General features: G+C 41.0%; 8 protein-coding genes and 1 pseudogene. All 9 read left to right on the top strand.

What is annotated here, in order from left to right:
• The first annotated feature begins 2 nt into the window (after positions 1-2).
• Positions 3-884: a carbohydrate ABC transporter permease gene (locus KFT32_RS02765; RefSeq protein WP_211745606.1), complete on the top strand. Its 882-nt coding sequence runs from the start codon at positions 3-5 to the stop codon at positions 882-884.
• An 18-nt stretch (positions 885-902) separates the two neighbouring features.
• Complete coding sequence (locus tag KFT32_RS02760; protein ID WP_481856294.1) at positions 903-2033, top strand: glycoside hydrolase family 88 protein; 1131 nt, start codon at positions 903-905, stop codon at positions 2031-2033.
• Between the two features lie 223 nt (positions 2034-2256).
• Positions 2257-3053 (top strand): annotated as a pseudogene (locus tag KFT32_RS02755) (IS1595 family transposase); the annotation flags it as partial.
• 88 nt (positions 3054-3141) lie between these two features.
• On the top strand, positions 3142-4098 hold the full coding sequence (locus KFT32_RS02750; protein ID WP_211745604.1) for an aminoglycoside phosphotransferase family protein: 957 nt from the start codon (positions 3142-3144) through the stop codon (positions 4096-4098).
• Between the two features lie 314 nt (positions 4099-4412).
• Positions 4413-6770: a helix-turn-helix domain-containing protein gene (locus KFT32_RS02745; RefSeq protein ID WP_211745603.1), complete on the top strand. Its 2358-nt coding sequence runs from the start codon at positions 4413-4415 to the stop codon at positions 6768-6770.
• 16 nt (positions 6771-6786) lie between these two features.
• The gene (locus KFT32_RS02740) at positions 6787-8424 is read left to right on the top strand and encodes an extracellular solute-binding protein (protein ID WP_249435630.1); all 1638 of its coding nucleotides are present in this window, start codon (positions 6787-6789) and stop codon (positions 8422-8424) included.
• A gap of 239 nt (positions 8425-8663) precedes the next feature.
• Entirely contained in the window at positions 8664-10031 is a 1368-nt protein-coding gene (gene nhaC / locus KFT32_RS02735) for a Na+/H+ antiporter NhaC (RefSeq protein ID WP_211745602.1), read from the top strand.
• 255 nt (positions 10032-10286) lie between these two features.
• A complete protein-coding gene (locus KFT32_RS02730; RefSeq protein ID WP_211745601.1) occupies positions 10287-10886 on the top strand; it encodes a DUF1349 domain-containing protein in 600 nt (199 codons plus the stop codon).
• A 403-nt stretch (positions 10887-11289) separates the two neighbouring features.
• Positions 11290-15636: a DUF7507 domain-containing protein gene (locus KFT32_RS02725; protein ID WP_211745600.1), complete on the top strand. Its 4347-nt coding sequence runs from the start codon at positions 11290-11292 to the stop codon at positions 15634-15636.
• The last annotated feature ends 119 nt before the right edge of the window (positions 15637-15755 follow it).

Raw genomic sequence — 15755 nt, 5'->3', positions numbered from 1 at the left:
GCATGAAAAGAGAAACAAGTGGGTTCGATCGAATATTCGATATTGTCAATTACACCATCCTGATCTTGCTCGTTATTGCAACGCTCTACCCTCTGCTCTATGTGCTATTTGCATCCTTTAGTGATGCTGCCAAGTTGCTCGCAAATAAGGGTATCCTTTGGCGGCCGCTCGGGTTTAGCTTGGATGCTTATAAAAGCGTACTTGCGAATCCCGGAATTGCACTTGGTTTCCGAAATACGTTATTTATTGTCGTTGTGGGTGTAATCGTCAATCTGTTTATGACTTCGCTTGGGGCTTACGTGTTGTCTCGTAAAAATGTGATGTGGAACAAGGTGTTTATGTTTCTTATCATCTTTACGATGTTTTTCAGCGGAGGTTTAATACCGTTATACCTCGTAGTAAAAGGAGTAGGGCTTCTGGACTCTTTATGGTCCACCATTATTCCTTTCAGTATCAGCACCTTTAACTTGATCATTATGCGTACTGCATTTATGGGGATTCCAGATAGCTTGGAAGAGTCAGCTAAAATTGACGGGGCGAATCATTTCACGATTTTGTTCCGTATTATCATCCCGTTATCTATGCCTGTTATTGCAGTCATGATTTTGTATTACGCAGTAGATAAATGGAATGGTTGGTTCTACGCCTCTGTATTTATCAAAACCCGGGAGCTTTTCCCTCTGCAACTCGTGCTTCGGGAAATTCTTATTTCGAATTCTACGGAAAGTATGTCTACAGGGGCTTCGGCTGGAGATCGCTTTCAGATCGGGGAAACCATTAAATACGCAACCATCATGGTAGCAACGGTACCTATCTTATGCGTGTATCCATTTGTTCAACGATTTTTTGTGAAAGGCGTCATGGTAGGTTCTTTGAAAGGCTAATTTGATATTCTAAGGAGGATGTTACGTATGGCTCAGTTGCAAATAGGAGCGGATCAAGCCGTGTGGGAACAAATTTGCAAAAAAGTAGATACAATGATGCTGAATATTGGGAGTAAGTCTCCTCATGTTGCAGGTGATGACGGGATTTATGATGATTTGAGACTGGATGCGTGGACATCAGGTTTTTGGCCGGGCATTTTGTGGATTATGTACGATATGACAGGTGAGAAACGCTATAAAGAGGCGGCTTGGCCTTGGGATGAAAGAATGGAACAATTATTTATTCAAGAGAATCGTTTTTCTCATGATGTTGGTTTTCAATTTCTTCCGACCGCTGTTATCAAACACACGTTAACTGGGGATACAGAAGCGTCTAGACGCGGATTATTCGCAGCTAATTTTTTGGCAGGTCGGTTTAATCTGCAAGGAAAGTTTCTTCGGGCTTGGGGAGAAGAGAAGATCGGATGGTCCATTGTAGATACAGCGATGAATTTGTCCATATTGTTTTGGGCTTCCAAAGTAAGTAAAGATCCAAGGTATCACCATATTGCCAAAGCACATGCGGATACTGTAATAGAGCATTTTATTCGAGAAGATGGTTCAACGTATCATATTGTTAGGTTTGATCCTGAAACAGGGGCAAGAGTAGACGCGCTTGGTGGACAAGGAGATGCTGAAGATTCCGCCTGGAGCAGGGGAGCAGCGTGGGCTCTATATGGAATGACCAATGCATATACTTATACCGGAGATAGTAAATATTTAAAGGCAGCTCAGCGAGTAGCTAATTTCTTCATTGCACATCTTCCTGAGGACTCTGTTCCTCATTGGGATTTCCGGGCTGATCTTGAGGGGGGACAAATCCCGCGAGACAGTTCAGCTGGCGCTTGTGCTGCTTCAGGATTACTTGACCTCGCAAGTTTACTAGAGGAAAAAGAAGGTAGGTACTACCTAGCAGCTGCAAAACGTATTTTGGATTCATTGTACGAAAATTATGGTACATGGAATGATTCATCCCATGAGGGGATGTTAATACAAGGTACAGGACACAAACCTGCTGACAAAAACGTAAATGTTTCTCTGATTTATGGAGACTACTATTTTGTTGAGGCGATAGCTAAACTGAATGGATGGAAACATCGTATTTTTTAATAGGCTATGTTAATCTTCAATGTTGATATTTGAAGTTTACGAACATTCGTTCTTTAATAAGGGTAATCATTTGTTGGAGCTGATGCCCTTTGGATTTGAAAGAACTGATTGAACTTGCTAAGGGTTTGGACAATCGGGATAAGCAGCAACTTATCCGCTTCTTGCAGTCAGAAACCAAAGTTGCAGCAGCCCTACCTGAGTGATTGATGAAATTCAATAGCAGAAACATAAAGACGGTCTGGTTTGCCCGCATTGCCATAGCCGTGCCGTCGTGCGTTTCGGGAAGTACACAGTTACCGTTGCAAGTCTTGCCTTCACACGTTCAATGATCTTACGAATACTCCTCTTCAGCGGACGCGGCGACCTCACCTGTGGATTGAAGGATTTTCACTGCGTAAATGCGCCGAACTGATGTATGAAGAGGTTTCGTTTGTGACCCTGTTTTACTGGCGCCATAAGATTCTCGCTGCGCTTAAACAGGTTCCGACCGAATCATTCCAAGGAATAGTCGAAATGGACGAAACCTACTTCCTGTACTCAGAAAAGGGCAGACGGAACATTAGCGAGCGCAAGCCGCGTAAACGCGGCGGTAAGGCGAAGCATCGTGGCATCAGCAACGACCAAGTCTGTGTACTGGTCGCCCGAGACCGTCAGAAGATGACTTTCTCAAGCGTTCTTGGGCGTGGTCGCATCCGAACAACGAAGCTGGATGAAGCAATCGGCTCTCACCTTTCGAACTCGAACGTGCTTTGTACGGATTTCTGGCGTGCGTTCAGTACCTATGCCAATCAAAAGGGATTGGCGCATTAACGCTTCAAGTCTGATGGGAAACAGCGCGTGAAAGGCGTTTGCCATATCCAGAACGTCAAGTATTTGGAGCACTACCTCGCGTGGTTCCGCTATATCTACAGCAAGGAGTATGAGAACACAACGTCGAATAAGAAAAACATGCTGGTGTCTTCATGCCTGTTTACTGTGAAGGGTACGAACGCAAGACTTCGACGGATGGCTTACTGTTGAACTAACGGGCAGTTTAATTTAATTCAGCCATGGTATAGAATATATGTGTTTGGCGGTATCTCGTTCTCTTAAGGGGAGGTTTTCCAGAATGAACGGGATAAAAAAAATACTGTACGAATACTATGAGATTGAGCCATTTACAATCTCGCAGCAGCAAGGCGGATGGGCTGCGCTAGCCTACAAAATTGTAGCGGAGAACGAATGCTTTTTCTTGAAGGTCTATGAAAAAAGTAGAAGATCTACGGCTAAATGGACGGCTCTTATTAATCAGTACATGCCAATATTGAATTGGCTCGCACAAAATAGCGGATTGCAAGGCAGAATACCAGAACTGTTATTTACAAAACAAGGGGCGTTTACATGTGAAGATGATCATGCAATTTATCTACTTTATCGATATATTGATGGGACAACCGTTGGTAAAAGTACGCTGAGTGAGGAACAAGTAGAAGAACTTGCAGTCATATTAGCGGAGCTACACTCTTATGGAGAGGAAATTCCTGTTCCAACTGACGCAATCCGTGAGGATTTTTCTATTCCATTCTTGCCACACCTTAGCTATATTTGGGGTGAAGGGTGGAACACGTTGCCAACTTCCATAAGGAGTACCATAAGTCCTTATCTGGTACACTTAAAACAGTTGTCCAATACCGTTGAATCACTTGCGCAAGAACTAAGAGGCAATGATCTACGTATGGTACTATGCCATACGGATCTGCACAACTGGAATCTCATTGACTCGTGTGGACGTCTGTACCTGATTGATTGGGAGGGGCTTCGCCTGTCCCCAATCGAAGCAGATTTCATGTCCTTGGTGGATCGTTCAGACTACAGTAAAATTGTAAAGATATATGAACAAACTCATATCAATTTTTCTATTCAACGCAATGCACTCAAGTTTTATCAGGGCAGACGGAAGTTGGAAGATATTTGGGAGTTTATTGAGCAACTTGTCTACGATCAGCAAACGGAAGAACAAAAGGTTAAAACCTTGATCCTACTTTCCGAAGAGCTTGAGGAGATGGACCATTGCCTTGACGATTAGGCATTCTTAGAACTAACGGGATACGATAGCTTAATGAACCGCCCTTTACAGGGCGGTTATATTTTTGGCAGAAAATCAACATTGTGAATTAACATAGCCTTTAAATAAAAGATTATGGGTGAATGCCCGAATGACAGGAAAATACTGTCGTTCGGGCTATTTGTGTTGTGGAGTACGGAAAAGTACGCATCCAATTGAAGGTTTTGTCTATTGAATTTATTATTTTGAATATACCGCATCTACTGAAATTTTCGTTATAATGTAATTCACAACAATCAATTGGTAAAAAAAACTAATTATAGGGTGATGGACTATTGTGGAACATTCGATATTTGTGGCAAAAGCGAGAAAGTATCATTGTCACCTGGCTTGTTTCTTACACAGCAATTCTATTTATACCGATTGTGATCAGCTTGGTCATCTATTCGCAAGCCAATCATGCCCTTAAAGGTGAAATTGATCGAGCGAATGACTCCTTGTTGAAACAAATGAGGTATACCATCGATAATCAAATCGATTTAATGAAGCGGCTGAACATGGAAATGACTTGGAATTCAAATCTTCAGGGATTGATGTACTCGAATGTATCGTCTGAAGAATCTACCTTTACTGCCTATCAATTGGTTAAAGATCTGCGTCTCTACAAAACCTCCTATGCTTCTATTGACGAATTTTATGTGCTACGAAACAAAGATTCTTCTGTTCTTCGTTCCGGAAACATTCAGGATATGGAGACCGCATTTCAAACGATTCATAATACAGGTTCGATATCATACGAAAGCTGGAAAGAGTCTGTTCAAGGATTTAGCACAAACCGATTTGCAGTCATACCTCATCTTAATAATACAACGATACAGGCTTCAATTGCTTATATCACACATCTGCCGAAAGATTTAAACGGAGAAGAAACGGGTTCTGTTGTTGTTATGGCAGATATGGACCGATTCTATGAACCGCTAAAGAGCATTTCCGATTTTAATGAAGGTCTGCTCCTCATCTTAAACCAGGATAATGAAATCCTGATGTCGAGTCATTCTGATGCTCCTGAACTTCAACCTTTTATGAATGGGGATCAAGTAGAACTGTCCTCATTACGTTCGGGGGAGTCAGAAATTTTTTATATTACTTCGGCTGTATCTGAATTAAAATATGCACTAATCATTCCAAGCCGAATTTATTGGGAAAAGGCAGTGTATGTACGCAATTTTACCTATATCAGTATAGTCGTAAGTTTGGTGAGTGCTATGATTATCACTTGGTTTTTTATGCGGAGAAATTATTCGCCGATTCAACAGCTCGTCCACTCTTTGACAGATAAAAACAGACAAGGGGAACGAACAGAGTGGAATGAACTGAAATTTATACAAAATGAAGTATTAAATACAAGAAGCAAGAATTATGAAATTGCAATGCAGCTTCAAAAACATGAGCAAGTGCTCAGATCAAATATGATGAATCGGCTGTTCAAGGGAAGACCAGATACTCTTATTCCGTACGAAGAAGCCTTTCGCTCCTTTCAAATGAAACTGTATTCAGATGATTTTGCTGTTATTTTGTTTGCTATTGAAAATGAGGACAATCTCTACGAGAAGCTACCGGGAATCGATATCAATGAACGAAGAAAACTAACTCAACTTATTATCTCGAATGTCGTAGAAGAGCTCGTCTTACAGCATCATCACGGTGGTTACGTGGCAGAAGTCGATGATATGATGGCTTGCTTGGTTAATTTGAAAGCGGATTCATCTACGGATTCATCTAGATCGATTACAGAACTCTATACCATATCTACAGAAGCGAAAGCTTTCTTAGCTAGGTATGACATGGAACTGACCATATCAATTAGCGGAATGCATACCTCGTGGATTGGCATAGCTGAGGCATATCAAGAGGCTGTGGATGCAATGGAATATAAGATGGTACTTGGCAAGCAAGGCATTATTAAACATGAGGATATTCGAAAAAGCTGTTCAGCTGAGGATCACTACGGATATTACTACCCGCTTCAGGTAGAACAACAGTTGATTAATTTCGTGAAAACAGGAGATGTTCAGCAAGCCACCACATATATAAATGAAATCATGGACCGGAATTTTAATAAACCAGTGATGTCATTAACGATTGCTCGCTGCCTGATCTTTAATCTGGTAGGAACGATGATAAAAACGATTAATGAGATTGGAGAAGGCGACCCGAGTGTAATTGAGAAACATGTCCTATGGATCGAGCACATAACCGAATGCGACACACTTCAGGAAATGCAGCATGCGCTTCAATCTTTGCTTGAAGAGGTGTGCTTATTTGCAGGGAATCGAAGATCCTCCAATGTATCCCAAGTGAGGGAGGATAATCTTCTTCGCTTAACAGCACAGGTAACAGAGTATATTGAAGAAAATTATCACGACGTGAATTTAAATGTGAATGCGATCGGAGAATATTTCGATTTGAAGGGGAGTTATTTATCAAAATTGTTTAGAACACAGACCGGTGAAGGGATACTAGACTGCATTCATAAGTATCGTATTGAACAAGCCAAGCAGATGATGACTGCGAAGCAGGATTCGATTAACGAAATATCGAAAGTCGTAGGCTATAATGATGCAGCTACTTTCATTAGAGTATTTAAGAAATACGAGGGGATCACACCCGGGAGGTACAAAGAGCTCTATTAAAAGAGGGGGTTCATGAATGGGGAGAAAAGGGAATAGAGCTATTTACTTTGCACTTGTCATGTTTGCTCTCTTCATAAGTTCGTCTTGTACTCCAGAAGAAGAAGGAAATAAGGGAAGCACGATGCTTTCGGATGTTGCTTATACTTCTGACAAGCAATTCTCTTCTCCAGATGATAGGAAGCTTACCTACTGGGCAGAACTGAACGCTAATGTAGGGAGCATAAAATCGAATTTGGCAGAAGTCCCTTTTTTTCAGGAATGGCAGCAGAAGACAGGAGTAAAACTGGAATTTATTAATCCGCCTGTGAATCAAGCGAAAGAAGCATTGAATGTGCTTCTGATGTCAGATAATTTGCCAGATCTTATCGAATATGAATGGATCAATTATCCCGGAGGTCCGGAAAAGGCGATTAATGATGGTTATATTCTCAGATTAAATGACCCTATTGATCAATATGCTCCCAATTTTAAAAAGTTTCTTGCGAATAATCCAGAGATTGATAAACAGATTCGTACCGCTGACGGAAGCTACTACGCATTTCCATTCATACAAATTGAAGACAAGTTACGGACCTATCAAGGACCCATCATCCGTAAAGATTGGCTTGACGAACTTGGTCTATCCGTACCGAGCACAATTAGTGAATGGCATACGGTGCTAACTGCTTTCAAGGAAAAGAAAGGGATAAATGCCCCACTTACTTTTCTCGGTGTGCCGAATCTATTATTTGGGATTGAAGGTGGTGCATTTATTGGGGCATTTGGCATTAAAAAGGGATTTTATCAGGAAGATGGGCTGGTGAAATTTGGTCCGAGTGAACCCGAATATAAGGATTTTCTATCCTTATTTCGCGATTGGTATGCAGAAGGACTCATCGACATGCATTTTTCAGCGACCGATATGGAAACTCAGGGTATGAACATGATCATGGGGCGAAGCGGTGCAAGTATATGGAATGCGGGATCTGGAATTGGAACGTGGCTCCGTATTTTAAAAGAAAAAGATCCAGCAGCCGAATTAGTTGCGGCACCTTATCCTGTACTTCTAAAGGGAGAGCGTCCTAAGTTTGGCCAAAAAGTTACGGCTGTGGGTTCAAATAGTGTGGCGATTTCTACTTCGAGCGCCCATGTGGAAGAAGCAGTGCGAATGCTTGATTTTGGATACGGAGAAGAAGGCCATTTGTTGTTTAACTTTGGTAAAGAAGGGCTAAGTTATGAGATGAAGAACGGTTATCCGGCATACACTGACCTCATATTGAATAATCCAGATAAATTATCTCCCGCTCAAGCACTTGCCATGTATACCCGGGCGAGTTACTACGGTCCCTTTGTGCAGGATACACGTTATTTGGATCAGTACTATGCGCTTCCAGAGCAGCAAGAAGCAATTCAAATATGGGCAGATACCGATGCTGCATTATACAATCTTCCTTCTGCCCCAAAGACGGAGCGAGAAAATGCCGAATTATCTGCGATTATGCAGGAAGTAAACAAACTGGTCGATGAGGCTTCACTTAAAATGATCCTTGGCATTGAATCTATAGATACGTTTGATACTTATATCGAGCAGCTAGAGTCAATTCATATTGGACGAGCAATTGAAATTCATCAACAAGCTCTTGATCGTTACAACAACGAAACTCCTTCTTATTAATTCACGAACAGGGCATCTAAGATAATCTAAATTTGTCTATTTACTTAAAAATACTACATTGTATGTTTATTACATTGACTCCGTACCTACTTATCGTTTATAGTACGTCTGTACTTCAATGCACAAAAGCCAAAAAGCTTAAAAGTAAAGAAGTGTTAGTCTTATGTTTACAAATATTAAAAAAGTGAAAAGGGATATGGAAATCATAACCACAACAATGTTTAAGGAGCCTTATCATCATGGAACGACAGCTTAGTTTTTCAAAAAGTATTATTCTTATCGTTTTTATTTTGGCACTTCTGTTTGTATCAATCTTTCTACTAAAAGCGGAACCACACATCCCGCTTCTCGTAACTACTGTTGGCACAGCCACTTTGTTACGTTTATTCGGAGTTTCTTGGAAGAAACTCGAGTCAGCCATGCTTCAAGGAATTCAAACGGCCATTATGCCGATTCTTATTCTTTCACTCATTGGTATTCTGATCGCTGTATGGATGATGAGCGGTACAGTGCCAACGATTTTGTACTATGGTATGGATTATATTAAACCGCAATTTTTTGCAGTAAGTGCGTTATATGTCACGATTATTGTATCCATTTTCACGGGAAGCTCTTTTACAACAGTCAGTACGGTCGGCGTTGCTTTAATGGGGATCGCTTTAACCACGGGGATTTCCCCAACTTTGGCTGCTGGAGCGATCGTATGCGGTGCATGTTTTGGTGATAAAATGTCACCTCTTTCAGATACAACGAATTTCGCTCCAGCAGTAGCTGGTATATCGATTTTCACTCATATTGGAAATATGATGTACACAACAGTACCGGCATTAATCATAACCACGGTCTTTTTCTTTTTCATGCCAATGACAGGTACCATCGATTTATCATCGATACAAGAAATTAAACTTGCTTTGCAAGATGGATTCCATATTCACTTGCTTACGTTACTATCGCCGATCGCAGTTATTGCATGTTCTGTTAAGCGGATTCCGATCCTGCCAACACTCATCGTTGGTATTGCCACTGGTTTACTAGTGACCGCCTTGATCCAGCAGCAAACGGCAATCGATGTTTGGTTCAGTGTAATGCAAAGTGGATACACCAGCACGATTACGAACGAAACCGTCGCCTCTATCGTCAACCGAGGTGGATTGCAGTCTATGATGTGGTCTGTATCCCTTATATTAATTGCATTATCTCTCGGAGGATTATTGCAGCATTGCGGCGTAATTGAAGCCTTCTTCCGCAGATTGATTCAACCACTGAAACGTAAGAGCAACATCGTACTTATGACCGGTGCCTCGTCCATTGCAGTAAACGGGATGACCGGTGAGCAGTATCTATCTATTCTTTTACCTGGTCAGATGTTCAAGGATGAATATACGCGCAGAGGTATTCCTGCAAAAACGCTCTCTAGGACACTCGAAGATTGCGGGACGCTAGTTAATCCGCTTATTCCATGGGGTGTCAGCGGTGCCTTCTTTGCGGCTACACTGGGTGTTCCTGTAATAGAATATGCTCCCTATGCAACCTTTTTGTGGTTAAGCCCACTGATCACCTTTGCCTATGCCTTACTTCCCAAGTTACAGAAAAATTCGCTTGGGTAGAGGATAAAGTAAGTACAAAAGAATGTATATTATAAATAGATTAAGCCGCGTACTCCGCGGCTTTTTTTGTATGAAATCGAGAATCTTTAAAAGAAAGAAAATCTCGTAATCGCAAGAATTTCGCCATCCGTGCTAAAATAAATAATGTATAGATAAATTGCAAAAACCTGGTGTCCAGGAATGAAGTACCTGAGGAAATAGTGATTATAGATAAATTATTGAGTAATCCATTTTATAGTAAAGGGGAATCCGTTGATGAAAGATAAGGTCGTATTATGGAGTGAAGGCATTTGGTCAAATGAGCCAAAAGCTTATGAATATGCAGATAAGAATCTTATCGTTATGGCCGAAGAAGGCAGTGACTACTGGGTAAAAACGCTTTATGGTTTTGAACGTGATAGTGGACATTCATTGCTTGCACCGTGGGACAAAGAACGTGCAGTTGAGGTTAGTTTTAAGCTAGACTCTTTTACAGAACTTTATGATCAAGCAGGGTTAATGATTTGGCATCATTCAAAACAATGGGTAAAAGCCGGAATTGAAATCAACGACGGAATTCCTTGTCTTGCTGTGGTAGTGACGAATGAATTTTCAGATTGGTCACTTTCTCCAGTACCTGAAGGGATAAATAAAGAAGTTACCATTCGTGCTTCCTGCATCGAAGATGCTGTAATTATTAGAGCCCGCATTGAAGAGGGAGAATGGAGAACGATAAGAGTCGCCCGATTTGTAGCGTCAGAGCTCCAAGCAGGTCCTTTTGTCTGTTCCCCAACGAGATCTGGATTAGAAGTAACATTTACAAAATGGGTAACAAGAGAAGCAGATCAGGATATTCATACAGATCCTTCGAACTAACTTTTTATCCACTTAGATATTGTGTTTTTTTGCTGAGATATGAAAGATATAAGCGGGAAAGTCCAGACAATGAGATTGATTTATTTATCGCTTTGAAGTAAGCATTCCGCTGTGAATATCAAATTGAATATGATAGCTGATGATCAGACCGCGTAAAACGCGGTCTTTTTGTTATCGTGTTGGGTATGGAGATGAATTTTATTTTAGTTGAAGGTTTAAGGGAATAAGCAGCTATTCTCCAAGTAAGTTTTCTAGGAAAAAAGACTTGAAAATCATTTCGCTTTCTTCTCCGTACACTGACCACTTCAATTCGTAAGGAGCGATTCGAAGCAGTTTTTCTTCATAGGCTTCCACTGATGCGCATAAGCTTCTTATGACGCATCCAGAGAGAGGAGTTCTATATATGGATAATATACGTCCAACTGACGATATGTCATTAGCAGCATATTGGATGAGCTCGGGTACTTCCAATTTATTTGACGCTGCTCAGAACCAAGGAGCAGGGGGGATTGTTTCTTTTACCGACCTGCTTCGTATCTCCAAAGGAGCAGAGCTCATTTCGTCTGAGGAATGTGATTGCAAACAAAGGGTCACGCTCGACATCTACGCAAAAGCTGCAAACTTTCAATATTTCCCTTCCCATCCACTAGATGTGGTTTTTGTATTAGATGTGACGGCGAGTATGATGACAAGTGGTAGTACAAAATTCGCCCAAGCAAAAAGAGCAATTATTTCAACAATAGACCAGATGTGGGCAGTAAACAGAGCTACTACGGTCACAATCGTCCCGTATGGGAGAGCTGTATTTCATCCAAACCCAGGCCCAGTCCCCGGCTTCTCTTACGACTATCCAGGCACTTTATTCACATGGAGACGTAGTTCGTCGTTGCCTGGCAATTATATTGGTCAAATTCTCGGATACCGTAATCAATCTTTCGTGAACGCTACCTCACTAACGACATTTGAAGCCTTAACAGCTCCTTTAGCAGCAAGCGTAGAGCTTAGTTTATACAATTATTATAACTACTACAAAATTCGATATAGCGATATTTATGACAACGCAGGAAATCCACTCCCTGACACGGTATTGGCTAACTATATTGCTAATATTTATGACTCTACAAACACGTCCTACACCAATAATCAAATCAACTCCGTTGCAGCGGGTATTCCACTCACACCGGCGGAATTATCCTACAGTATGAACGATACTGGATATACAGGTAACTCCATTCTGGAGAACCTTGTCTGGGCTATTCCATATGCGGAAGATACAAATACGGAGGCGGGGATTCAGGCAGCATATCAACTTTTTACTACTTCAGGTTTTGCTCAATCTGATGATATGTTAAGACGTGCTGTACTTCTTATTACTGATGGTCAGTCGAATCGATCAATTAATCCGCAAAATCCAGATGCTTTGGCGGCACTCGGTGATACGGATGCAGATTTTTTTTCAGACATACCTGGTGACCCTTGGAAGTATTTTGTTTATCTCGAACAAACGCTTCCTACTCTAGTAGGAGAAATATCAAATCGTTCTTCGACATTCGATGAGATTATTTTAGCTTCGCAACGACTTCTGGATATTTCTACACAACTCAAAGATCCTGAAGACGGAAATGCGTCACTTTATGCGCTCGGTATTAATATAGACGCACAAACCCCAGGACCTTATACAAGACAAAATGTCATTGAGTTATTACAGAGTACCGTAACTGCGCCCGCTTATTTCAAAGAAGCAAATACGAGTGATCCAGATGCGCAAATTGCTGAACTGTTGAATGCCTTGGTACAGAATTTATTTGAATTATCTGCCGGTTGCCGCGTTGTGCTTCAAGATCAGATCCATACTTCATTATTTTCCTACCTACCTGGGTCCATTAAGATTAGGGGGATTCGTGATGGACTTTTACTGAAATCTCCGAATCAGCCAGCAATTATCGACCCGACAGATCCCGATTATACTGTATATCCGAAAGCACCACTATTGCCGGATGTTGATGATAGCAACGTTGATAACAATGGGACGATCATTATAGATTTTAATATACTTCCGCTTGGGCTACTCACGAAGGATAGCAAAACATTGATAACAATATCCTATGATTTGCAGACGAATGTATTAGCAAACGGAGATAGCCTACATACCAATGTAGATACTCAAACTTTCATTACTTATATTGAACCTAATCATACGGAGAGTGCAGAACCAATTATCGATTATTCTGCTGCACCACAGTCACTTTACTTTCAGACTCCGATAGTTGCCTGCCACTGCACTCCACTTGCATCACTTGGTCTATCAAAATTTGCGGATCGTTCCTCTGCATCTCCTAATGAGGAAATGATGTACTTTATCGAAGTGACAAATTCAGGTACTTTGCCTCTAACTGATACAATCGTAGAGGATCCGCTGCTTGGATTTTATTATATCATTCCTTTGTTAGAACCCCACGCAGTATACGTAACTTCATTCCCATTCACCATTCCAGCAGGAACTCCCTCAGGAGATTTTGTGAATACCGTTACGGTAACAAATAATACTTTTGCTGATCCATTTCAGGCTACTGCAACCGTCGTGATCGCAATTGGGCCATCACTTTTGTTTAGAAAGACCGTAGATAAAACGGAGGCCTATCCGGGTGAGGTTGTCCTTTTCACGTTAACGATCATGAATGATGGCATTGTGGATTTGATTAACGTGCGTGTAACTGATGAATTGCTGGGGATTGATACAACAATAGATCAGGTGCCGCAAGGCGCAACGGTTTCAACTGATTTTCCATATATCATTCCAAGCACAGCCATTCCTGGTTCTACAATTGTGAATACAGCAACAACTGTTGTTGATCATCTTCCGCCGATTGAGGTGGGTGCTATTGTAGAAGTGCTATCGATGCCACTTCTTTCGCTTGAAAAACTTGTGAATGAGACTGAGGCAAGACCGGGAACAACCATTATCTTCACGATGGTGGCAACAAATCGAGGTAACGTAACATTAACGAATGTTACAATTTCAGACCCTACGCTTGATTTGAATCAAACTATTGGCACGATTGCAATCGGTGAAACAATTACGATCGACTTTCCATTTTTGATACCACTTGAGACCCCTCCAAAAATGTACATTAATACCACCACCATCCTATCAGAGCAAACAGAACCTACGTACTCTAGTGTGGAAGTGACAGTATTACCCACACCATCCTTAGGGGTATCTAAAATTCCAGATCGCTTGACAGCAGAGCCAGGAGAAACAATCAGCTACAATGTAATCATTTCTAATCCAGGCAATGTTCCGCTTAGTTCCTTGCACATCATGGATGAACTTCTTGGTATCGATAGAATCGTTCCAGGACTTGCAGTAGGTGAGAGTCGTAGTATAAAAGTATCTTATCAAGTACCTAATGATGCTCTCATTGGATCCCAGATCGTAAATCTCTTACTTGTAACCTCGCAGGAAGCAGGAACTGTTGAAGCAGAAGCAACGGTTGAAGTCATTGGTGAGGGTCTACTTATATTCAAAACAGTAGAGCCATCAATAGTTATGCCAGGTGAGATTGTTATATACAGTTTGACAGTGACAAACCAAAGCAATGTTCCACAAACAAATGTTTTACTTGAAGATGAACAGATTGGGTTTAGCGAAGTGGTATCCATGCTGAATGTTGGTGATACGATCGTTCGGAGTATCCTTTATACTATTCCAGATTTGCCGAATGGAACGGTCATTCATAATCGATTTACTTGTTCTTCCGATCAAACCGTCCCTAGAAGTACCGAAGCAGAAGTAATTGTATATACCATGCTAACAGGTACCGTGTTGCAAGTGACAAAAGTACCTAACACTAATTTCACTACACCTGGAAGTACGATCATATATACAGTTACGGTTACGAATATGGGAGATGCTACGGCATGCAATATTATCATTCATGATTCATTAACGGGAACTACACAGACAATTGCTGCACTTGCAATAGGAGAAGAACAAATGGTCACTTTTTCCTATGTAGTTCCACAAAATACAACACAAGGTACGATGATTCATAATCAGGTTACTGTTACTTCACCCCAAACGAATCCTGTACAGAGTGAATCAAATGTTACAGTGTTACTTCCATACTTTTTATTAAGTTTAGCTCATGTCGTCGACCACTCTGTTGCAGATCCTGGAAGTTGGGTTTACTTTACAATCACTGTAGAAAATACCTCAGAGTATACATTGACCAATGTAAGAGTGTTCGATAATTTAACTGATTTTGGAACAACGATTTCAAGTTTAGTTCCTGGAGAAAGTCGAGAGTTTATAAGACCATTTCAGATCCCTCTTGATTCGGTAGGTAATACAGAATACGTAAATATTGCAACGGCATTTTCTAATGAGACCCCATATATACAGGCACCAGCTTCAGTTACATCTCTAGCTATACCAGATTATACGATTACTGAAACAGTCAATAAACCGATAGTGAGTCTTGGTGAAATCGTGTTCTTCACTATTACGATTAAAAACGTTGGCAATGTTGATCTTATCCATTTTCAGTTCGTAGCCTCTCTTCTGGACGTAGTATATGAAACCGAGCTGTTTCCTATAGGTGGAGTCATTGAAGCAACCTTTCCATATGTCATACCGGATACTAAGAAGGAAATCGTTATTACTAGTCCACTAATCGGGGAAGCGAGTAATGCCAGCCCGAAATACGCCTCTGCTTCAGTTATTGTGATTCCAGAAAAGGAGGAATAGCAGATTTATGTTGTTGTTCAAAAAACTCGGTGATTTCTCTAATCGCATCGAGTTTTTTGATGATCAGTAACACATGATTATCCAATGTGCAAAAGTTAAATAAGGAAAATAATATAAAA

The organism is Paenibacillus sp. Marseille-Q4541, from assembly GCF_018310695.1.
Classification (GTDB): domain Bacteria; phylum Bacillota; class Bacilli; order Paenibacillales; family Paenibacillaceae; genus Paenibacillus.
The sequence above is the reverse complement of the archived record's forward strand: the minus strand, read 5'-3'. Positions and strand labels throughout refer to the sequence as shown.

Bases quoted from the DNA above. Each gene is read 5' to 3' on its own strand.
- KFT32_RS02750 (WP_211745604.1), top strand. From the start codon at position 3,142: ATGAACGGGATAAAAAAAATACTGTACGAATACTATGAGATTGAGCCA.
- KFT32_RS02760 (WP_481856294.1), top strand. From the start codon at position 903: ATGTTACGTATGGCTCAGTTGCAAATAGGAGCGGATCAAGCCGTGTGG.
- KFT32_RS02740 (WP_249435630.1), top strand. From the start codon at position 6,787: ATGGGGAGAAAAGGGAATAGAGCTATTTACTTTGCACTTGTCATGTTT.
- KFT32_RS02725 (WP_211745600.1), top strand. From the start codon at position 11,290: ATGGATAATATACGTCCAACTGACGATATGTCATTAGCAGCATATTGG.
- nhaC (WP_211745602.1), top strand. From the start codon at position 8,664: ATGGAACGACAGCTTAGTTTTTCAAAAAGTATTATTCTTATCGTTTTT.
- KFT32_RS02765 (WP_211745606.1), top strand. From the start codon at position 3: ATGAAAAGAGAAACAAGTGGGTTCGATCGAATATTCGATATTGTCAAT.
- KFT32_RS02730 (WP_211745601.1), top strand. From the start codon at position 10,287: ATGAAAGATAAGGTCGTATTATGGAGTGAAGGCATTTGGTCAAATGAG.